General features: G+C 66.6%; 15 protein-coding genes. 9 read left to right on the forward strand and 6 right to left on the reverse strand.

Translation table 11 applies throughout. The features are described 5' to 3' along the window. Positions 1-19: 19 nt before the first annotated feature. The 6 genes from selB to fdnG all read right to left on the reverse strand — a co-directional run bounded on the left by selB (position 20) and on the right by fdnG (position 9,392). Positions 20-1,951: a selenocysteine-specific translation elongation factor gene (selB, locus tag AC5P9F_RS05700; RefSeq protein WP_076739921.1), complete on the reverse strand. Its 1,932-nt coding sequence runs from the start codon at positions 1,949-1,951 to the stop codon at positions 20-22. Then, entirely contained in the window at positions 1,948-3,372 is a 1,425-nt protein-coding gene (selA, locus tag AC5P9F_RS05705) for an L-seryl-tRNA(Sec) selenium transferase (protein ID WP_076739920.1), read from the reverse strand. The genes selB and selA overlap by 4 nt, the downstream gene beginning before the upstream one ends. A 3-nt stretch (positions 3,373-3,375) precedes the next feature. Further along, positions 3,376-4,359 (reverse strand): formate dehydrogenase accessory protein FdhE, encoded by a 984-nt coding sequence (gene fdhE, locus AC5P9F_RS05710; protein WP_076739919.1) that lies wholly within the window; start codon positions 4,357-4,359, stop codon positions 3,376-3,378. 392 nt (positions 4,360-4,751) lie between these two features. Then, a complete protein-coding gene (locus tag AC5P9F_RS05715; RefSeq protein WP_005410882.1) occupies positions 4,752-5,399 on the reverse strand; it encodes a formate dehydrogenase subunit gamma in 648 nt (215 codons plus the stop codon). Continuing rightward, positions 5,396-6,313: a formate dehydrogenase subunit beta gene (gene fdxH, locus AC5P9F_RS05720; protein WP_005410881.1), complete on the reverse strand. Its 918-nt coding sequence runs from the start codon at positions 6,311-6,313 to the stop codon at positions 5,396-5,398. The genes AC5P9F_RS05715 and fdxH overlap by 4 nt, the downstream gene beginning before the upstream one ends. A 10-nt stretch (positions 6,314-6,323) precedes the next feature. After that, positions 6,324-9,392 (reverse strand): formate dehydrogenase-N subunit alpha, encoded by a 3,069-nt coding sequence (gene fdnG / locus AC5P9F_RS05725; RefSeq protein WP_139338758.1) that lies wholly within the window; start codon positions 9,390-9,392, stop codon positions 6,324-6,326. Between the two features lie 290 nt (positions 9,393-9,682). On the opposite strand from fdnG, the gene gmk reads away from it, so the two are divergent. The 9 genes from gmk (at position 9,683) to AC5P9F_RS05770 (ending at position 20,483) form a co-directional block, all read left to right on the forward strand. After that, the gene (gmk, locus tag AC5P9F_RS05730) at positions 9,683-10,348 is read left to right on the forward strand and encodes a guanylate kinase (RefSeq protein ID WP_005410878.1); all 666 of its coding nucleotides are present in this window, start codon (positions 9,683-9,685) and stop codon (positions 10,346-10,348) included. 110 nt (positions 10,349-10,458) lie between these two features. Beyond that, complete coding sequence (gene rpoZ / locus AC5P9F_RS05735; protein WP_005410877.1) at positions 10,459-10,758, forward strand: DNA-directed RNA polymerase subunit omega; 300 nt, start codon at positions 10,459-10,461, stop codon at positions 10,756-10,758. A 105-nt stretch (positions 10,759-10,863) separates the two neighbouring features. After that, entirely contained in the window at positions 10,864-13,026 is a 2,163-nt protein-coding gene (locus tag AC5P9F_RS05740; protein WP_005410876.1) for a RelA/SpoT family protein, read from the forward strand. Positions 13,027-13,208: 182 nt separating this feature from the next. Next, positions 13,209-13,595: a RidA family protein gene (locus AC5P9F_RS05745; RefSeq protein WP_005410875.1), complete on the forward strand. Its 387-nt coding sequence runs from the start codon at positions 13,209-13,211 to the stop codon at positions 13,593-13,595. 7 nt (positions 13,596-13,602) lie between these two features. Beyond that, positions 13,603-15,714 carry an ATP-dependent DNA helicase RecG gene (gene recG, locus AC5P9F_RS05750; RefSeq protein WP_495231898.1) on the forward strand — a complete coding sequence of 704 codons (2,112 nt, stop codon included), beginning with the start codon at positions 13,603-13,605 and terminating at the stop codon, positions 15,712-15,714. 471 nt (positions 15,715-16,185) lie between these two features. Beyond that, positions 16,186-17,124, forward strand: coding sequence for a nucleoside hydrolase (locus AC5P9F_RS05755; RefSeq protein WP_005410872.1), 939 nt, complete (start codon positions 16,186-16,188; stop codon positions 17,122-17,124). An 88-nt stretch (positions 17,125-17,212) separates the two neighbouring features. Further along, positions 17,213-17,455 carry a type B 50S ribosomal protein L31 gene (locus AC5P9F_RS05760; protein ID WP_005410871.1) on the forward strand — a complete coding sequence of 81 codons (243 nt, stop codon included), beginning with the start codon at positions 17,213-17,215 and terminating at the stop codon, positions 17,453-17,455. A 296-nt stretch (positions 17,456-17,751) separates the two neighbouring features. After that, entirely contained in the window at positions 17,752-19,029 is a 1,278-nt protein-coding gene (locus AC5P9F_RS05765; RefSeq protein WP_005410870.1) for a citrate synthase, read from the forward strand. Positions 19,030-19,394: 365 nt separating this feature from the next. Further along, a complete protein-coding gene (locus AC5P9F_RS05770; RefSeq protein ID WP_012481150.1) occupies positions 19,395-20,483 on the forward strand; it encodes a membrane protein in 1,089 nt (362 codons plus the stop codon). Positions 20,484-20,515: the final 32 nt, after the last annotated feature.

Here is a 20,515-nt window from a genome sequence, read left to right on the forward strand (position 1 = left end):
TACGGCGGTACCGGTGGGCTCAGTCGCGGACTGCGTTCCACTGCAGGTCGCCGCGCGGCCGATGCTGGTCACCGACGCGTCGAGTGTAGCCAACGCGATTGAAGAACTCCAAGATCTGGATGCTGCGTTTGCGGCCCAGGCCGATGGCATCGCGGAAGGCCGCCGCATCCACCGTGCCGCTGGCTTGTGACAGCTGCGCGACGATGGCGGCGAGTTCCGCAATGCGCGCCGGTGCATAGAACAGGTCCGGCACCACCTGGAACAGTTCGCCACGTGCGGCGGCGCGGCGCAGGACGGCGCGGACTTCGTCTTCGGCCAGGCCGATCTCGGCAGCAAGGGTGCGCACCCACGGCGGATCGAAGCCACCTGCGTGCAGTTGCGGCAGCACGCGTTCCAGCAGCAGACGCTCGCGTTCCGGTGGCGCATGGTCATGCCCGGGCAGGCGCCACCAGGCACCCACGCGTTGCACGCTGCCGTCGTCCAGCAGGTCCTGCAGCAGCGCATTCCAGAGGCTCGCTGCAAGCGCGGGCAGGGTGCCGCGCTGCAGGCGGCCGCTGTCGACACCGGGTTCGTCCGGGCGTCGCTCATGCCATCCACGCAGTGAGGCGATCACCTGCTCGCGCAATGCCTGCCAGTGCGGGACAAGGATGACTACCGTGTCTTCGCGGGTGACGATGCGTCGCGTGTCTGCAGGAAGATCGATCCGGTCGGCGGCGCGCCGGCAGTAGCGCTGCAGCGCGGCCATGGCAACGCCGAAGGGCGCCTGCTGCAACAGTGGGCCGATTCCCGCACCCGCGGCCAGTTGCTCCAGGGCTCCCAGCCATGCGAGCCGTGCAGGACTGCGCCGGCGCCGCTGTGGCGGGTCCGGATCGAGCACAAGGCCGCCGCCCAGCGTGTGGGTGGCCGCTGAATCGCGGGCAATGAAGCGATCGCCACACATCGCACAGACCGGAGCATCGAACACCAGCTGCACCAACTGCCCATCACCGTGGTCATGGTCCTCCAGCAGCACCACATGGGCCTGCCGGTGCATCGTGCCCCAGTGGATATGCAGCGGTGCCCAGTCGCGCAACGGTGCGGCCAACGCGGACAGCCGCAACCGCACATCAACGCGGGTGGTGGCCAGCAGTGCGCCTGCGTCGGCGATCCAGTCACCGCGGCGGATGTCATCACGGGCGATGGCCGCCAGGTTCAGCGCGCAGCGCTGCCCGGCCATCGCGTGGTCACTGGCCTGGTTCTGCGCGTGGATGCTGCGTATGCGCACTTCAGTGGCGGCCGGCATCAGCTGCAGATGCTCACCCACCGAGGCGATGCCGCCGTGCACTGCGCCGGTCACCAGCGTTCCGTGGCCGGCCAGCGAGAACACGCGGTCCACCGGCATGCGGAACAGCTCGCTGCGCAGTTCGGCCTGGCGCGTGCTGGCGTCGTCCGCCGCCCACGCGTGCAGCTGGGTACGCAGCGCGTTGATGCCAGCATCGTCGGGTGCGGTGCTGTTGCAGGTGAACACAGGGGAATCCTGCAGCGGCGTGCCGGCCAGCAGGGCAGCGACCTCGATCTCGACCCGGGCCAGGCGCGCCGCATCCACACGGTCGATCTTGGTGAGCGCCACCGCACCGCGGTTCACGCCCAGCAGTTGCAGGATGGCCAGATGTTCGCGGGTCTGTGGCATCACGCCGTCGTCGGCAGCGATGACCAGCAGCGCGACGTCGATACCCGTGGCGCCGGCCACCATCGTGTGCACGAAGCGCTCGTGGCCCGGCACGTCGACGAAACCCAGGGTCGCGGCCGGGCCTTCGACGTCCCCGCTTTCCACCGGGACATAGGCGTAGCCCAGTTCGATGGAAATACCACGCGTACGCTCTTCCTGCAGGCGATCGGTTTCGATGCCGGTCAGTGCGCGTACCAGGCTGGTTTTGCCGTGGTCGATATGCCCGGCGGTGCCGACGATCATGCCTGCAGCATGCTCCACTGGTCGACGAAGCGCGCTTCGTCGGCCGGTTCCAGGCAGCGCAGGTCCAGCCACAGCGCGTCATCGGCAATGCGGCCCAGCACGGGTCGCGGCAGCTGACGCAGGCGCTTGGCCAGGCGATCCAGTCCGCCACGGCGCGCGCTGGTAATGCGCAGTCCGGCGCTGGCCAGCTGCGCCTGTGGCTGCGCGCCGCTACCAATCTGGCTGTGCATCGAAGCAGGCTCGAGGGTGTAGTCCGCCGCCAGCGAGGCACGCATCGGCTGCAGCAGGCGCTGGGCCTGCGCATCAATGTCATCCTGCGTACGCGAGAGCGTGCGCAGTGTCGGCAGCCGCTGTGCCAGCAGCTCGGGTTCGCGGTACAAGGCCAGCACCGCCTCCAGTGCGGCCAGGCCCATCTTGTCCATGCGCAGTGCCCGCTTCAGCGGGTTGCGGTTGATCCGCGCGATCAAGTCGGCGCGGCCGGCGATGATGCCGGCCTGCGGACCACCCAGCAGCTTGTCGCCGCTGAACGAAACCAGATCGGCGCCGGCCGTCAGCGTTTCCTGCACGGTGGGTTCGTGCGGCAGGCCGAACGTGGCCAGATCGCACAGGCTGCCACTGCCCAGGTCCACCACCAGCGGCAGGCCATGCTCGTGCGCGATCGTGGCCATCGCCGCCGTGTCGACCTTGGCAGTGAATCCGGTGATCGCGTAGTTGCTGGCATGCACCTCCATCAGCAGCGCTGTGCGCGCGCCGATGGCGTTGGTGAAGTCGGCCGCATGGGTGCGGTTGGTGGTACCCACTTCCAGCAGCCGAGCGCCCGCGCTGCGCATCACATCCGGGATGCGGAAAGCGCCGCCGATCTCCACCAGCTCGCCGCGCGACACCACCACGTCGCGGCGGTTGGCCAGGCTGTTGAGCAGCAGCAGGACCGCTGCCGCATTGTTGTTGACCACGGTGGCGGCTTCGGCACCGGTCAGCTCGCAGATCAGTGCCTGTACCCGCGCATCGCGGTCGCCGCGACGGCCACGGATGACGTCGAACTCCAGATCGACCGGCGCGGTCATCGCGCGGGTGACTGTCTGCACCGCGGCCTCGGGCAGCAATGCGCGACCCAGGTTGGTATGCAGTACGGTGCCGGTCAGGTTGAACATCGGTTGCAGGTCCAGCCGTGCATCGGCTGCCAGTGCGGCCTCGACCGCTGCCACCAGCGTCGGGCCCTCAACCGCCTCCTGCAGCTGCGCGGTCGACAGCTGGCCGGCGCTGATACGGTCGCGCAGCACCTGCAGGTGCGAACGCAGCAGCTGGGTGATGCGGTTTCGACCGTGGCCTTCGATCAGCGCCACCAGTGCAGGCAGGCGCAGCACCCGGTCCAGTGAGGGCAGGGTGGCGGCCGATGCCGGGGTGGGGGGCGTGGCTGGCATCGGTCAGTCGCCGTCGGATTGCCACAGCAGCGGATTCTGGCTGGCACGCGCATAACCTTCCTCGGCCAGCAGCAGATCCAGCGCCAGCGTGCCGAGGTCATCGGCCACCGGCTCCAGTGACGGGTCCTTTTCCAGATACAGGATCTTGCGGTAGCTGTGGCAGTGGTCGCAGGTCTCGGCACGCACCGCGCTCTCGCGCACCGCCTCGCCGCTGTCGCCGTCCACATCGGCCAGGGCGCGATAGGCGATGTCCTTGCCGGCGGCACCACATTGGCTGCACTGCACGCGCACGTAGTGCCACTGGCAGGCGCACAGCGAGCACGACAGGTAACGGTAGGATGCATAGGGTGGCCGCGCCTGCACCACGCTGGTCACCGGCAACGTGCCGCACAGCGGGCACAGCCCTGGCGCATCAGCCAGCGGCTTCAGGTCGGTAGGGCGGAAGCTGGCTGCGAGCACCGCCCAGTAAACCTGCAGTGCGTTCATCACCAGCAGCGCAGCGACCGCATCCACCGACGGCGCGTCATCGCGCTCCAGCACCGCGTGCGCCTGAGCATCCAGCCAGGCGTCGTCGGCAGCCGCGACGCGTTGCAGCTCCTGTCGGGTTTCCAGCGGCAGCCCCGTTTCGTCGGCACAGTGCTGGCACAGCGTGCGCAGCCAGTCGCGCCAGCATCCATCCAGCTGAAGCGTGTTGGCCGGCCGCAACGGCATGCCGGCACCGGCCGCCGCACTCGACTGCTGCGCACGCGCCTGCGACTGCAGCGCCTCGCGCTGCTGCGGTGTCAGCTCATCCAGCAGCGCCTGCTGTGCATCGGCCAACGCCGCCAGCAGCTGCAGGTAACCGCCGATGGCACTGTGCGCGGCCAGTCTGCGCAGGCGCGTCGCGCGCTCAGCGAACAGTGACTCGATATCGGGCAGGATGATGCGCGGCACATCGCGCGAGGCGAGCGTCTCGATCTCACCGGGTTCAAGGATGCGTTGCGCCATGCAGGGCCAGCCAGAAGAACCAGCCTCCATCCTCGCCGTTGTCGGCGCTGGCGTCCAGCGTGTTCAAACAACGCAGTCGAGCAAAGCAGTCGAGCACGGCTCGACTCTACAAAAACCGGTTTCGGTCGTTGCCATGTTCATCGTGTCGACCAAGGTCGACACCCACCAAGAGCAGCTCATGCCATTCCGACAGCAGCGGGAAACTGTCGAAGGCGGAGTGGGTCCGGTTGCGGGGGTGTCCGCGGCATGGATGCCGCGGCCAAGCCCCCAAGGACGGGTTGACGGCGTCCCCCGCAACCGGACCCACTCCGCCACCCCTCAGGAAGCCCGCTTTTGACGTTGACGTTGACGTTGACCTTGCCTCTGCGGGTGCAGGGCCGCAGGCCCTGCCGCTAACCCTCTTCCCGACGTCCACGCAGGATGTCCCTGAACCACTGCCGGTGGTGCTTGTACGCCCACCCATAGGTCACCTTGCCCTGGGTCATCGCCCGCACCGAGCCCTTGATCCAGATCGCCGCATAGATGTGCACCACGATCGCGCACACCAGCACCCAGCCGAACAGCGCATGGGCCAGCACCGAGAAGCGGATCACCCCGATCGGGAAGAAGTGGCTGAAGTACTGCCGCCAGATCACGAAGCCGGTCAGCAGCAGCGCCGACAGGCAGCCGATGATGGCCCAGAACAGCAGCTTCTGGCCGGCATTGAAACGGCCCACCGGCGGCAGCTTCTCATCCTCGTTGCGCAGTACATCGCGCATGCCGCGCATCCATGCGCGATCGTCGGCGGTCGGCAGATTGTCGCGCCACATGCGGAACGCCAGCAGCGCAAAGCCCACCACCATGGCCAGCCCGATGAACGGATGCAGGATGCGCGTCCAGGGGCCGCCACCGAACAGCTGGGTCAACGGGAACAGGGCAGGGTGGAACAGCGCCAGCCCGGACAGCGCGGTCAGCACGAAGCAGATCGCCACGATCCAGTGGTTGATGCGGGTCGGTGCGCGGTAGCGGATGATCTGGCGCGGGTGCGGGGCGTACTTCATGGCCGCTGCTCCTCTTCGATCTTCTTCGCCTCGTGCTCGGCTTCCTCTTCTTCCTCGTCATTGACCGTGTTGCGGCCGATGCCGATGTAATGCAGGAAGCCGGCGAAGGCGGTGGCGGCGATCGCCAGCACGCCCAGCGGCTTGGCCACGCCCTTCCACACCTCCACCATCGGGCTGATGCGCGGGTCCTTGGGCAGGTCGGCATACAGCTCCGGCTTGTCCACGTGCTGCAGCACGTACATCACGTGGGTGCCGCCGACGCCCTGCGGATCGTACAGGCCGGCGTTCTCGTAGCCGCGAGATTTCAGGTCTTCCACGCGTCCGGCCGCGTGCTCGGTCATCGCCTGCTTGCTGCCGAAGGTAATCGCGCCGGTCGGGCAGGTCTTCACGCAGGCCGGTTCCTGGCCCACCGCCACCCGGTCCGAACACAGCGTGCACTTGTAGGCCTTGTGGTCCTTCTTGGAGATGCGCGGCACGTCGAACGGACAACCGGTCACGCAGTAGCCGCAGCCGATGCAGTTCTCTTCCTGGAAGTCGACGATGCCATTGGCGTACTGGATGATCGCGCCGGGCGACGGACAGGCCTTCAGGCAGCCCGGATCGCTGCAGTGCATGCAGCCTTCCTTGCGGATCAGCCACTCCAGCTTGCCCTTCTCGTCCTCGTACTCGCGGAACTTCATCACCGTCCACGACTGGTCGCTCAGGTCGGGCGGGTTGTCGTAGCTGCCAACGCAGCTGCCCACTTCGTCGCGCAGGTCATTCCACTCCATGCAGGCGACCTGGCAGGCCTTGCAGCCGATGCACTTGCTCACATCGATCAGCTTGGCGACCTGGCCGGTGTGCGCACCACGCGCCTCCGGCGAGGGCGTGGTGGTGGCCGAGCGGCGGATGATGTCCAGGGATTGCAGTGACATGGCGTGTCTCCTACACCTTCTCGACCTTGACCAGGATGCACTTCGATTCGGGCGTCTGCGAGTTGCCGTCACCGATGGCGTTGGTCAGCGTATTGGCGATGTATCCGGGCTTGGCCGCACCGAGGAAGCCCCAGTGGATCGGCACGCCCACCTGGTGCACGGTCCGGCCATCGATCTGCAGGGCCTTGATGCGCTTGGTCACCATGGCGACCGCTTCGATGTGGCCGCGCTTGGAACTGACCCGCACGCGGCTGCCGTTATTGATGCCCAGCTCGTCGGCCAACGCCGCGCCGATCTCGACGAACTGCTCGGGCTGGATGATGGCGTTCAACTTGCCGTGCTTGGTCCAGAAGTGGAAATGCTCGGTCAGGCGGTAGGTGGTGGCCACATGCGGGAACTCGTCCGGCGAACCGATCTGTGCGCGATCGCTGGCGAATACGCGGGCGGCCGGGTTGTTCAGCGTCAGTGCCTGGCCGGGGCTGAGCGGGTTGCTGCGCAGCGGTGTATCGAACGGTTCGTAGTGCTCCGGGAACGGGCCTTCGGCCATGCCGGCCTTGGCGAAGAAGCGCGCGATGCCCTCCGGGTTCATGATGAACGGGCCCATTCCGCCGGCGGGATCTTCGTCGGCCTTGAAGTCGGGCACGTCCACGCTGCCCCAGTTTTTCCCGTTCCACGCCAGCAGCGTGCGCCGTGGATCAAATGGCTTTCCGGCGACGTCGCACGAGGCGCGGTTGTACATCACGCGACGATTGGCCGGCCACGCCCAGGCCCAGCCCAGCGTGTTGCCGATGCCGGTGGGGTCGCTGTTGTCACGCCGCGCCATCATGTTGCCGGTCGGGCCCCAGGCACCGATGTAGATCCAGCAGCCGGAGGCGGTGCTGCCGTCGTCGCGCAGGTCGCCGAATGCGGCCAGCTGCTCGCCGGCCTTGCGCACCAGCTTGGTTGGGTCCTTCGGATCGAACACATCGGCCAGCGCCTTGCCGTTGTATTCCATCGCCAGTTCTTCGGGCGTGGGTACCTCAGGGTTGGCGTAGTTCCAGGCCAGGTCGCGCACCGGCTCCCACCACGCCCCGCCGTCCTTCTCGTACATCGCCTTGATGCGATGGAACAGCTCGGACATGATCTCGATGTCGCTGCGCGCTTCTCCCGGTGGGTTGGCACCCTTCCAGTGCCACTGCAGCCAGCGCGAGGAATTCACCACCGCGCCGTTCTCCTCGGCGAAGGAGGTGGTCGGCAGGCGGAATACTTCGGTCTGGATCGTGCTCGGGTCGACGTCGTTCAACGCACCGTGGTTCTGCCAGAAGGCGATGGTCTCGGTTTCCAGCGGGTCCATGCTGACCATGAACTTCAGCTTGGAGAACGCGCTGATCAGCTTGCCCTTGTTCGGCGCCGAGGCCAGCGGATTGAAGCCTTGGCAGATGTAGCCGTGGATCTTGCCTTCGTTCATCAGCTCGTACGCCTGCAACATGTCGTACGGCTTGTCGAGCTTGGGCAGGTAATCGAAACACCAGTTGTTGTCGGCGGTGGCGGCGTCGCCCCACCACGATTTCATCAGGCTGACGTGGAACTTCGGGTAGTTCTGCCAGAACGACATCTGGTTGGCGCGCAGCGGCTTCTGCGTGCGCTTGGCGATGTAGGCCTCGTAGTCCTGCTCGTCCTGTTTCGGCAGGGTCAGGTAGCCGGGCAGCAGGTCGGACATCAGGCCGATGTCGGTCAGGCCCTGGATGTTGGAATGCCCGCGCAAGGCGTTCATGCCGCCACCGGCCACGCCGATGTTGCCCAGCAGCAGCTGCACCATGGTGCCGGCACGCACGTTCTGCGCGCCGATCGAGTGCTGCGTCCAGCCCAGCGCGTACAGGATGGTCATCGCCTTGTCCTTGCCGGCGGTGGACGCGATCATGTCCCAGATCTGGCGGATGCTGTTGGCCGGCGTGCCGCAGATGCGTTCGACCATCTCCACCGTGTAGCGCGCATAGTGCTGCTTGAGCAGGTTGTAGACGCAGCGCGGGTCCTTCAGCGTCGGGTCGCTGCGCACGAAGCCATCGTCACCGTAGGCGTAGTCCCAGCTGGAGCGGTCGTAGCTGCGCTTCTCTTCGTTGTAGCCCGAATACAGGCCGTCCTTGAAGGCGAACTCGTCCTTCACCAGGAACGACATGTCGGTGTAGTTCAGCACGTACTCGTGCTGGATGCGGTCCTCGGTCAACAGGTAGTTGATCAGGCCCCCCAGGAACACGATGTCGGTACCGGTGCGGATCGGCGCGTACACGTCGGCCACCGCGGCCGAGCGGTTGAAGCGCGGATCGACCACGATCAGGCGTGCCTTGTTGTGTGCCTTGGCCTCGGTCACCCATTTGAACCCGCACGGGTGCGCCTCGGCGGCGTTGCCACCCATGATCAGGATCAGGTCGGCATTCTTGATGTCGACCCAGTGATTCGTCATCGCACCACGGCCTAGCGTCGGGGCAAGACCTGCCACCGTCGGGCCGTGTCAGACACGTGCCTGGTTGTCGAATGCCAACATGCCAAGGGAGCGCACGACCTTGTGGGTCAGCACCGCGGTTTCATTGCTGGTGGCCGAGGCCGCCAGCATGCCGGTGGTCAGCCAGCGGTTGACCGTCTGCCCGGCCTCGTTCTTCTGCACGAAGTTGGCATCGCGGTCTTCCTTCATCAGCCGCGCGATGCGGTCCAGCGCATCGTCCCAGCTCAGCCGCTTCCACTCGTTCGAGCCCGGCGCGCGGTACTCGGGGTAGAGCAGGCGCGACTTGCTGTGGATGATGTCGGCCAGGCCGGCGCCCTTCGGGCACAGCGTGCCGCGGTTCACCGGATGGTCCGGGTCGCCTTCGATATGGAAGATGCTCGGCTCGGCGTTCTTGGCACCATCGCCGAGGCTGTACATCAGGATGCCGCAGGCCACCGAACAGTAGGTACAGGTGTTGCGGGTCTCGGTCGCGCGGGTCAGCTTGTACTGCCTGACCTCCGCGAGCGCGATGCCGGGCGCGAAGCCCATCAATGCCAGGCTGGAGCCGACCAGGGTTGTCCCGGTCACTTTCAGGAACTGGCGGCGGCTCATCGATGGCATGCCGTTCTCCTGGGATGGCGGGGAGGCGCAGGCCTCCGGGCTGTCGTTGGGTACGGCCCGGTTATAGCACAGGCCCCGTACGCCCATGTGGCACAAGGCCCGGCGCCCGCCAGACGGGCGCGCAACGGGGCCGCTCTGGTAAAGTTGCGTGCCCGCCCCCCGGGGAAAGCGTCTGCCGGGCCTGGTTCCAGGATGTTCCGCGCAGCCCCCGCCGTCCTGGCGCGATCCTCCGCGCCGGATCTGGAACACCGAGGAAAAATTTTGCGAAATCAACCCGTTGGATCCCCCGCATGAGCGCCCCGTCGAAGCCGTCGGACGCCGTTGCGCGCGGCACGCTGTACATCGTTGCCGCCCCGTCCGGTGCCGGCAAGAGCAGCATCGTCAATGCCACCCTGGCGCGTGACCCGCAGATCGCCCTGTCGATCTCCTTCACCTCGCGCGCGATGCGCCCGGGTGAAGTGAACGGCCAGCACTACCATTTCGTCTCTGCGGAGAAGTTCGAGCAGATGATCGCCGCCGGCGACTTCTTCGAACACGCCTGGGTGCACGGCGACTGGAAGGGCACTGCCCGCCAGTCGGTGGAGCCGCAGCTGGCCGCCGGCCAGGACGTGCTGCTGGAAATCGACTGGCAGGGTGCGCAGCAGGTGCGCCAGCTGGTGCCGGGCACGGTCACCGTGTTCATCCTGCCGCCGTCCAAGCAGGCCCTGCAGGACCGCATGCGCAAGCGCGGCCAGGACAGCGAGGCGGTCATCGCCCAGCGCCTGGGCGCGGCACGCGATGAAATGCTGCACTTCAACGAGTTCGACTACGTCATCGTCAACGAGGTGTTCGACACCGCCGTGGACGAGCTGTGCGCCATCTTCACCGCCAGCCGCCTGCGCCGGGAGGCCCAGAAGGTCCGCCACGCCGGCCTGATCCAGGCCCTGCTGACCCCCGATCCGGGTGCAACTGACTGATTCCAAAAGAATCGGGTGGGGGTTGGCTTGATTTTGTCCAGCCCCTGCCAGTACACTCCGTCCCCTTTCCCTCATTCGACTGAGCGGCCGACCGGTCGCCGGGAGCCCGTATGGCCCGCATCACCGTAGAAGATTGCCTGGAAGTCGTTAACAACCGTTTCGAACTGGTCATGATGGCTTCCAAGCGTGCCCGCCAGCTCGCCAACGGCGTGCAGGCCACGCTGGACAACAGCGAGACCGAGGACAAGCCGACCGTGCTGGCGCTGCGCGAAATCGCCGCCCGCAAGATCGACAACGCGCTGATCGACGAAGTCGAGAAGGCCGAGCGTGAGCGCGCCGAGCGCGAAGCGCTGGAGTGGGCTGCCGCCGAAGTGGTCGCCGACGAAGACATGTCCAAGAACGACGATTGATCGCATCGATCAACGTCATTGCTGGATCGCCGAACAGCCCGCCCCGTGCGGGCTGTTTCGCATTCAGGATTTGCCGTAAACGTCGCGCTGGAATAGGCTTCGGGCATGAACCCAGGCCCCACTGCCAAGGTCGCCGCAGCCCCCGCTGCCGCCGTACCCGACTACGTCCTCCAGCTTGAACGCGCCGCCCATTACCTGCCGCCGGAACAGCTGCCGCTGCTGCGCCGTGCCTGGGAAGTCGGTGCCTCCGCGCACGCTGGGCAGACGCGCAAGTCGGGTGAGCCCTATATCACCCATCCGGTGGCCGTGGCCCAGGTGCTGGCCGAGCTCGGCCTGGACGTGGAAGCGCTGATCGCCGCGATCCTGCACGACACCATCGAAGACACCCCGCTCACCCGCGAGGCGCTGGCTGCCGAGTTCGGCGAAGCCGTGGCCGAACTGGTCGACGGCGTCACCAAGCTGGACAAGCTGAAGTTCCGCGACCGCCAGGAAGCGGCCGCCGAGAGCTTCCGCAAGATGCTGCTGGCGATGTCGCGCGACCTGCGCGTGATCATGATCAAGCTGGCCGACCGCCTGCACAACATGCGCACGCTGGGCGCGCAGAGCCGCGAAGCGCGCGGCCGCATCGCCCGCGAGACGCTGGAGATCTACGCGCCCATCGCCCAGCGCCTGGGCATGAGCCTGGTCAAGAGCGAGCTGCAGAACCTCGGCTTCAAGGCGCTCTACCCGTGGCGCCACGCCATCATTGAAAAACACATCCGCAGCCAGCCGGTGGTGCGCCGCGAGGCGATGGCGCAGGTGGAAGTGCAGCTGTCGCAGCGCCTGGCCAAGGAGGGGATCGAGCATCGGCTGATCAGCCGCATCAAGACCCCGTGGAGCATCTACAACAAGATGCGCGACGAGAACAAATCCTTCGACCAGGTGATGGACGTGTTCGGCTTCCGCCTGGTCGTGCGCAGCGTGCCCAGCTGTTACCACGCGCTGGGTTCGGTGCATGCCACCTTCAAACCGCTGGATGGCCGCTTCCGCGACTTCATCGCCATTCCCAAGGCCAACGGCTACCAGTCGCTGCACACCGTGCTGTTCGGGCCGTATGGCTCGCCGATCGAAGTGCAGATCCGTACCGAGGAAATGGACCTGATCGCCGAGCGCGGCGTGGCCGCGCACTGGACCTACAAGTTTGGTGGCGATTCGCCCAACAGCGCGCAGAGCCGTGCCCACGCCTGGATCGTCGAGCTGATCGACTCGCAGCGCGCTGCCGGCTCCTCGCTGGAGTTCCTCGACAACGTCAAGGTCGACCTGTTCCCGGACGAGGTCTACCTGTTCACCCCGAAGGGCAAGATCCTGGCCCTGCCGCGCAATTCCACCGCGCTCGATTTCGCCTACGCCGTGCATACCGATGTCGGCAACATGGCGGTGGCCTCGCGCGTGGACAAGAAACTGGTGCCACTGCGCACCAAGCTGGTGTCGGGGCAGTCGGTGGAGATCATCACCGCACGCTCGGCCACGCCGAAACCGCAGTGGCTGGAATTCGTGGTCACCAGCAAGGCGCGCACTGCCATCCGCCACCAGCTCAAGCAGCTGGAACACGAAGATGCCGTGCAGCTGGGCCACCGCATGCTCGACCGTGCGCTGGAGGCGATGGATTCATCGCTGGAACGGCTGCCGAAGGGGCGCCTGGATGCGTTCCTGGCCGAGCATCGTTTCCCGCGCCTGGAGGCGCTGCTGGCCGAGGTCGCGCTGGGCAACTGGATGCCGACCCAGGCCGCGCAGGCGCTGATGGCCTACGCCGAACTGCGTGGCGGCCCGCATTCGCGCCACCATTCGCAGGAAAAGATCCTGATCAACGGCAGCGAGCGCGGCGTGGTCACCTTCGCCGGCTGCTGCCAGCCGATTCCCGGTGACGAGATCATGGGCTACCACACCGCCGGCAAGGGCATCGTGGTGCACCGCATGGACTGCCCGAACCTGGCCGAGCTGCGCAAGTCGCCCGAGCGCTGGGTGCCGATCGGCTGGGACACTACCGTTTCCGGCGACTACGACACTTCGCTGGTGGTGGAAGTGGAGAACGGCACCGGCGTGCTGGCGCAGCTGGCCGCCGCCATCGCCCAGAGCCATTCCAACATCGAGCGCGTGGACTACCTGGACCGCGACTTCAACGCCGCCGTGCTGGCGTTCAACATCCAGGTACGCGACCGCAACCACCTGGCCGAAGTGATGCGCCGCCTGCGCCGCCTGTCGGTCGTGCAGTCGGTACGCCGCCAGTAGGTCCTGCGCGGACCGGTAGTGCCGGCCGCTGGCCGGCAACTTCGCGGTGCTTCCTATGTTCATGAGGTTGCCGGCCAGCGGCCGGCACTACCGGAGCGGTGCGGTAGATCCACGCCATGCGTGGATGCACCCCCAGCCGGTACAATCACCGCTCTGTTTTCCCCCAAGCACCGGAGCGACCCATGTCCCGCCAGATCATCAACACCGAAAAGGCCCCCGCCGCCATCGGCCCGTACTCGCAGGCCGTGCGCGCCGGCAACACCGTGTACTTCTCCGGCCAGATCCCGCTCGACCCGGCCACCGGCGACATCGTCGGCGCCGGCGACGTCGAAGCACAGGCCCGCCGCGCCTTCGACAACCTCAAGGCCGTGGCCGAAGCCGCTGGCGGCTCGCTGGACAAGGTCGTGCGTCTGGGCCTGTACCTGACCGATCTGGGCGAGTTCGCCAAGGTCAACGCGGTCATGCAGGACTACTTCCAGGCCCCGTACCCGGCCCGTTCCACCATCGAAGTCTCCGGCCTGCCCAAGGGCGCCAACTTCGAGGTCGACGCGGTGATGGTCATCGACTGACCGCCACGTGGCACGCAAGGCGGCGGTCACCCCGGTCCTGTCACCGTCCGGCGAAGCATCCCTGGCGATGCTCGCGGGCGTCGGTCCGGCCGTGGCCGCCAAACTGCAGGCGCGTGGCCTGGCCACCCTGCAGGATCTCTGGCTTCATCTGCCGCTGCGCTATGAAGACCGGACCCGGCTGACCCGCATCGAAGACCTGCGCAACGGCGTACCGGCGCAGGTGGAAGGGCGGGTGGTCGCGGTCGAGCGCGGCATGCGCTACCGGCCGATGCTGAAAGTGGCGGTGGAAGACGAAGGGCGGGGCACTTTGGTGCTGCGCTTCTTCCACTTCCGCCAGCAGCAGGTCGGCCAGTTCGCGGTCGGCAACCGGCTGCGCTGCTTCGGCACGCCCAAACCGGGCCAGCTCGGCCTGGAAATCGTCCACCCCAGCTACCAGGTGCTCGGCCGCAACGACGATCCCGAACTCGGCGACCGCCTCGACCCGGTGTATCCCACCGTCGAAGGCGTCGGTCCGATGACCATGCGCAAGCTGATCGGCCAGGCGCTGGACCGCCTGCCCGAGGAAAGCGCGCTGGAACTGCTGCCCAGCGGCTGGCTCGATGGCCTCGGCCTGCCGTCACTGCGCAGCGCGCTGCTGACCGTGCACCGGCCGCCACCAGATGCCGATCTGGCCGCGCTGGCCGCCGGCACCCACCCGGCGCAGCGCCGCCTGGCGATGGAAGAGCTGCTGGCCCACCACCTCAGCCTGCGTCGCCAGCGCATTGCCTTGCAGGCACACCATGCGCCGCCGCTGGCCGGCCCCGGCAAACTGGCCAAGGCGCTGCTGAAGCAGCTGCCGTTTGCGCTCACCGGCGCGCAGGCGCGCGTGTTCAAGCAGATTCGCGAAGACCTCGCGCGGCCCAGCCCGATGCTGCGGCTGGTGCAGGGCGATGTGGGCTCCGGCAAGACCGTGGTCGCCGCGCTGGCGGCGATGCTGGCGGTGGAGCAGGGCAAGCAGGTTGCATTGGCTGCGCCCACCGAGCTGCTGGCCGAACAACATCTCAACAACCTGCGCGGCTGGCTGGAACCGCTCGGCGTGCGCATCGCCTGGCTGGCCGGCAAAGTCACCGGCAAGGCGCGCGCCAAGGTGATGGAGCAGGTCGCCAGCGGCGAAGCGCAGGTGGTGGTTGGTACCCACGCGCTGATGCAGGAGGCGGTGGTGTTCCAGGATCTGGCGCTCGCCATCGTCGACGAGCAGCACCGCTTCGGCGTGCACCAGCGCTTGGCGCTGCGCGACAAGGGCGCGGGCGGCAACAGCGTGCCACACCAGCTGGTGATGACCGCCACGCCGATTCCGCGCACGCTGGCGATGTCCGAATACGCGGACCTGGATTTGTCGGCCATCGACGAACTGCCGCCGGGCCGTACCCCGGTGCAGACCGTCGCGCTCAACAATGATCGTCGTCCCGAGCTGATCGAGCGCATCGCACTGGCCTGCCAGGAAGGGCGGCAGGTGTACTGGGTGTGCACCCTCATCGAGGAAAGCGAAGAACTGGATGCCACCCCGGCGCAGGCCACCTACGAATCGCTGCAGGCGCTGTTGCCGGGCGTGCGCGTGGGGCTGGTGCATGGCCGTCTGAAAGCCGCCGAAAAGCTGGCGACGATGGTGGCGTTCAAGGCCGGCGACATCGACCTGCTGGTGGCGACCACGGTAATTGAAGTGGGCGTGGATGTGCCGAACGCCTCGCTGATGGTGATCGAGAACGCCGAGCGCCTGGGCCTGGCCCAGCTGCACCAGCTGCGCGGCCGCGTCGGCCGTGGTTCTGCGGTATCGCGCTGCGTGCTGCTGTACCAGGCACCGCTTTCGCAGATGGCACGCGAGCGCCTGCAGACCATGCGCGAAACCAACGATGGTTTCGTCATTGCCGAGAAGGATCTGGAATTGCGTGGTCCCGGTGAATTGCTGGGTACCCGGCAGACCGGCCTGGCCGGTTTCCGCATCGCCGACCTGGCCCGTGACGCCGGCCTGCTGCCCGGCGTGCATGACCTGGCCGAGCGCCTGCTGGACCAGCAACCCACGCTGGCCGATCGTGTGGTGCAGCGCTGGATCGGCACCGCCGTGCGTTACGCCTCGGCGTAAGTACCCAGGGGTCGGATCCCTTTGTGCAGCAAAGGGCTCTGACCCCATTTCCGGGATGCTCATCCGCGCATGGCGTGGATCTACCTCGCGCTGCGCGCGGGAGTCGGACAAGGCTCGACTCTACAGACAGCGCTTTGGATCATTTCCATGTTCATCCACGCATTGCATGGATGTGTCGACCAAGGTCGACACCCATCAACAGCCGCGGAAATCTGTCGAAGGCGGGGTGGATCCGGTTGCGGGGGCGTGAGCCGCATGGATGCGGCGACCGAGCTTACATGGACGTACTTGCAGCGTCCCCCGCAACCGGATCCACCCCGCCATCCCTCAGGAAACCAGCTTTTGCCGTTGATTCGGCGTTTGCCGTTGATTCGGCGGGTGCAGGGCGCAGCCCTGCCGAACCCCAACCCCCGTACTTGCAACGGTCATCATCCCGGTCCACACTTCGTTGCCGATCTGAAGACGGCAACGATGACCCACAAGATCCCCCTGTTGATCGACACCGACCCCGGTGTGGACGACGCCCTGGCCCTGCTGATGGCCTTTGCCGACGAACGGCATGACGTGGTCGCCCTGACCATCGCCGCCGGCAACGTCGGCCTGCAGTACACCGTCCGCAACGCCCTCAAGCTCTGCGACATCGTCGGCCGCACCGACGTACCGGTGTTTGCCGGCAGCCCGGATCCGCTGCTGCATCCCTCCGTTGACGCTGCCCACGTGCATGGCCGTGACGGCTACGGCGACGTGGACCTGCCGCCGCCGAGCCGCCAGGCTGAAGCCGAACACGCCGCACTGGCCATCCTGCGCCTGTCGCACGAGCACGCCGGCGAACTGATGCTGGTGATGCTGGGCCCGCTGACCAACCTTGCCCTGGCACTGAAGCTGGACCCGACCCTGCCCGAGCGCATCAAGCGCATCGTGGTGATGGGCGGCGCGGTCACCTGCCACGGCAACATCACCCCGGCGGCCGAATTCAACATTGCGTTCGACCCGGAAGCGGCGCACGTGGTGTTCACCTCGTTCAAGCACCTGCTGGTGTCGGACTGGGAGGCCACCGTCGCCCATGGCTTGCCGCTGCAGGACGCCGAGAAGTGGCTGCAGGCCGATTCCGATCGCGCCCGCTTCTACGAACTGATCTCGCGCAAGACCCGTGGCCTGTCCGAAGACAGCAAGGGCGGGCGCTGGTACACCGCCGATGCGGTGGCCATGGCCTGGGCGCTGAACCCCGAAGGGCAGCTGCGGGTCGAGTCGCGCCCGCTGAACGTGGAGCTGAACGGCACGTTCAGCCGCGGCGCCACCATCGTCGATTGGAACCGCCAGACCGGCCAGCCGGACAACTGCGATCTGCTGATGGCCTACGACCAGCAGCGTTTCGAGGCCCTGGTGCGCCAGGCCCTGGGTGCGGACTGACGTCGATTGACCGGCACCGGTTGCCCCGGGCGGCAACCGGTGCTTATAATGCCGCTCTTGACCACCAGCCCATTTACGGTGTGAGCCCATGAAGGCCGATATCCATCCGAACTACCGCGACGTCGTCTTCCATGACGTCACCTCCGATTTCAAGATCCTGACCCGCTCGACCATGGCGACGAAGGAAACCATCCAGTGGGAAGACGGCAACGAATACCCGCTGGTCAAGGTTGAAATTTCCTCGGCTTCGCACCCGTTCTACACGGGCAAGCACAAGGTCATCGACACCTCGGGCCGTATCGACAAGTTCCAGAAGCGCTACGCGCGCTGATCTGTCGATCCAGCTTCGAACCAACGGCCGCGCTCTGCGCGGCCGTTTGTTTTTCCCCAACGCCAACCCAACGGGCGTTTGGATGGGCGGAACACTGCGTTCGTGTGACAACGCTTTTGCCGATCCGGGCCGCTCAATGGCCGGTGTCTGGCTGCCTGTCGTATACGACTTCTGTCTAGCGCCGGGCAAATGCTGCTGTGCGATAATGACCTGATCCCCGGCACAGGCCGAGGACGTCATTCACGTGCCTGACCAATGCGCTTGGGCAGGCGCCTTCCCATGAAGGAGCGCACACAGTGTCCGATCTTGATCAGGTCACGCTCAACGCCGGCGACAAGTCGGTCGTTCTGCCCGTCATCAAACCCACCCTTGGCAACGACTGCGTCGACATCGCGAAGCTGACCAAGGAAACGGGGTTCTTCACCTACGATTCCGGCTTCACCGCGACGGCCAGCTGCAAGTCCGCCATCACCTACATCGACGGCGACAAGGGCGTGCTGCTGTACCGCGGCTACCCGATCGAACAGCTGTCGGAAAAGTCGAGCTACGTCGAAGTGGCCTACCTGCTGATCAACGGCGAGCGCCCGAGCGCCGAGCAGCTGAAGGCCTTCACCGATGAGCTGACCGCCGAAGCCAACGTCGATGAGTCGATCAACACCCTGATCGGCAGCTTCGCCAAGGATGCCCATCCGATGGCCATCCTGGCCGCTGCAATCGCGCAGCTGTCGGCCATCTACCACGACTCGCTGGACCTGTCCGACGCCGAACAGCGCCGCCAGGCCGCCGTGCGCCTGATCGCCAAGGTGCCGACCCTGTCGGCGCTGATCTACCGCCATGGCAAGGGCCTGCCGGCCAACAAGCCGGACACCTCGCTGGACTACGTCAGCCGCTTCCTGAAGCAGACCTTCGAGTCGGCTGACGGCCAGTACGACCTGAACCCGGACGTGGTGAAGGCGCTGGACCTGCTGTTCATCCTGCACGCCGACCACGAGCAGAACGCCTCGACCTCGACGGTGCGTCTGGTCGGTTCGACCGGTGCCAACCCGTACGCGTCGGTTGCTGCGGGTGTCACAGCGCTGTGGGGTCCGGCCCACGGTGGTGCCAACGAAGCCGTGCTGAAGATGCTGGAAGAAATCGGCAGCGCCGACAACGTCGAGTCCGCCGTGGTCAAGGCCAAGGACAAGACCTCCGGCTTCCGCCTGATGGGCTTCGGCCACCGCGTCTACAAGAACTTCGACCCGCGCGCCAAGGTCATCGGCGAGATGACCAGCAAGGTGCTCAAGCAGCTGGGCGTGCAGGATCCGCTGCTGGACGTGGCCGTGAAGCTGGAACAGGCCGCCCTGCAGGACGAGTACTTCGTCGCCCGCAAGCTGTACCCGAACGTCGATTTCTACAGCGGCATCATCTACAAGGCGCTGCAGATCCCGACCGAAATGTTCACCGTCATGTTCGCCCTGGGCCGTACCTCCGGCTGGGTCTCGCATTGGCTGGAACAGCAGGTTGATCCGGAAATGAAGATCGGCCGTCCGCGCCAGGTCTACACCGGCAGCGACGTGCGCGACTACCAGGGCTGATCGCCCCGCGTAGGTTGTGCCGAGAACGCCCCGCATCCGCGGGGCGTTTTTTTTTGAGCGGACCTGGTGGGTGCGGACCGTTGGTCCGCACGATTTCGGCGCCCGCGAAAAATCATCCACGCACGGCGCGGATCTACCACCGCAACCGCCTTCGGTAGGTGCCAACCTTGGTTGGCACGCTTTCCCATCCACGCATGGCGCGGATCTACCGCCGCACCCGCCTTCGGTAGGTGCCAACCTTGGTTGGCACGCGCTTCATCGTGCCAAGACCGCGTGATTCAAGGGTCTCGCCAGCTTCACAAGCGCTCGCGCAGCCTCAGGACGCCAGCTGCATCCGCAGCACCTGAAATGGAGCGTCCATCCCGATGAGTACCCGATTCGACCCACCCGAGCGCGGACCGCTCGGCCCTGACGTCGCCGCCGTCGTCACCGCCCCGATCGTCGCCCCTCCCAGCGAAAGCGCCGTTTCCTGGGGCGCGATCTTCGCTGGCGCCACCGCTGCCGCTGCACTCTCCCTCATCCTGCTGATCCTCGGTGTTGGCCTCGGCCTGTCGTCGGTGTCGCCATGGTCGTTCGAAGGCGTCAGCAAAGAGACCTTCGGTTGGTCCAGCATCATCTGGCTCACCTTCACCGCATTGGCCGCGTCCGGCCTGGGTGGCTATCTGGCGGGCCGCCTGCGTACCAAGTGGACGCAGATCCATGGCGATGAAACCTATTTCCGCGATACCGCGCATGGCTTCGTGTCGTGGGCCGTCGCCACGCTGCTGACCGCGGGCTTGCTCACATCGGCAATCGGTGGCGTGCTGGGCGCCGGCGCAAAGGTGGCCGGTGCCGCCGCGGGCGTTGCCGCATCCACGGCCGGCGTTGCTGCCGCGGGCGCGGGCAGCACTGCCGCGGCGGCCCCGGAAGGCGACCTCAACTACTGGGTGGATTCATTGTTCCGCAACGCTACCGATGCGGGTCCGGCAGCTGCAGGCGCGCCGCCGGCCCCGGGCGCGCCTGATGCAGCGTCCGGCGTGGCGGCGACAGATCCGGCCCCACCGCCGCCGGCTGCAAGCGTCGGGCCGCGCGATGTGCGCGTAGGCCTGCCGCCGCGCCCGATGCCGGGTAATGGCCCGATGGGTGACCGCCGCGAAGTGCGTGCCGAAGTGAACCGCATCATCGTCAACAGCCTGCAGGGCGATGGCCTGGATCCGGCCGACACCCAGTACCTGGCGCAGCTGATCGCGCGCGAAACCGGCATGAGCCCGGCCGAAGCGCAGGCGCGCGTGACCGATGTGCAGACGCGCATGCGTGCGGCGCTGGAGAAGGCCAGGAACACCGCCAAGCAGGCCGCCGACGATGCCCGAAAGGCGACCGCCTATGCCGCGTTGTGGCTGTTCATCACCCTGCTGATCGGTGCGTTCTTCGCCAGCCTCAGCGCCACCTGGGGCGGCCGCCGCCGCGATCTGTAACCCGCCTTCCACGCAAGGAGACCTGCAATGAA

This window comes from Stenotrophomonas sp. YJH_SMC_4 (genome assembly GCF_059371575.1).

What these genes read in the sequence shown, in the direction of transcription:
- selB (WP_076739921.1), bottom strand. Translation starts at nt 1,951, where the DNA reads ATGATCGTCGGCACCGCCGGGCATATCGACCACGGCAAAACCAGCCTG.
- selA (WP_076739920.1), bottom strand. Translation starts at nt 3,372, where the DNA reads ATGCCAGCCACGCCCCCCACCCCGGCATCGGCCGCCACCCTGCCCTCA.
- fdhE (WP_076739919.1), bottom strand. Translation starts at nt 4,359, where the DNA reads ATGGCGCAACGCATCCTTGAACCCGGTGAGATCGAGACGCTCGCCTCG.
- AC5P9F_RS05715 (WP_005410882.1), bottom strand. Translation starts at nt 5,399, where the DNA reads ATGAAGTACGCCCCGCACCCGCGCCAGATCATCCGCTACCGCGCACCG.
- fdxH (WP_005410881.1), bottom strand. Translation starts at nt 6,313, where the DNA reads ATGTCACTGCAATCCCTGGACATCATCCGCCGCTCGGCCACCACCACG.
- gmk (WP_005410878.1), top strand. Translation starts at nt 9,683, where the DNA reads ATGAGCGCCCCGTCGAAGCCGTCGGACGCCGTTGCGCGCGGCACGCTG.
- rpoZ (WP_005410877.1), top strand. Translation starts at nt 10,459, where the DNA reads ATGGCCCGCATCACCGTAGAAGATTGCCTGGAAGTCGTTAACAACCGT.
- AC5P9F_RS05740 (WP_005410876.1), top strand. Translation starts at nt 10,864, where the DNA reads ATGAACCCAGGCCCCACTGCCAAGGTCGCCGCAGCCCCCGCTGCCGCC.
- AC5P9F_RS05745 (WP_005410875.1), top strand. Translation starts at nt 13,209, where the DNA reads ATGTCCCGCCAGATCATCAACACCGAAAAGGCCCCCGCCGCCATCGGC.
- AC5P9F_RS05755 (WP_005410872.1), top strand. Translation starts at nt 16,186, where the DNA reads ATGACCCACAAGATCCCCCTGTTGATCGACACCGACCCCGGTGTGGAC.
- AC5P9F_RS05760 (WP_005410871.1), top strand. Translation starts at nt 17,213, where the DNA reads ATGAAGGCCGATATCCATCCGAACTACCGCGACGTCGTCTTCCATGAC.
- AC5P9F_RS05770 (WP_012481150.1), top strand. Translation starts at nt 19,395, where the DNA reads ATGAGTACCCGATTCGACCCACCCGAGCGCGGACCGCTCGGCCCTGAC.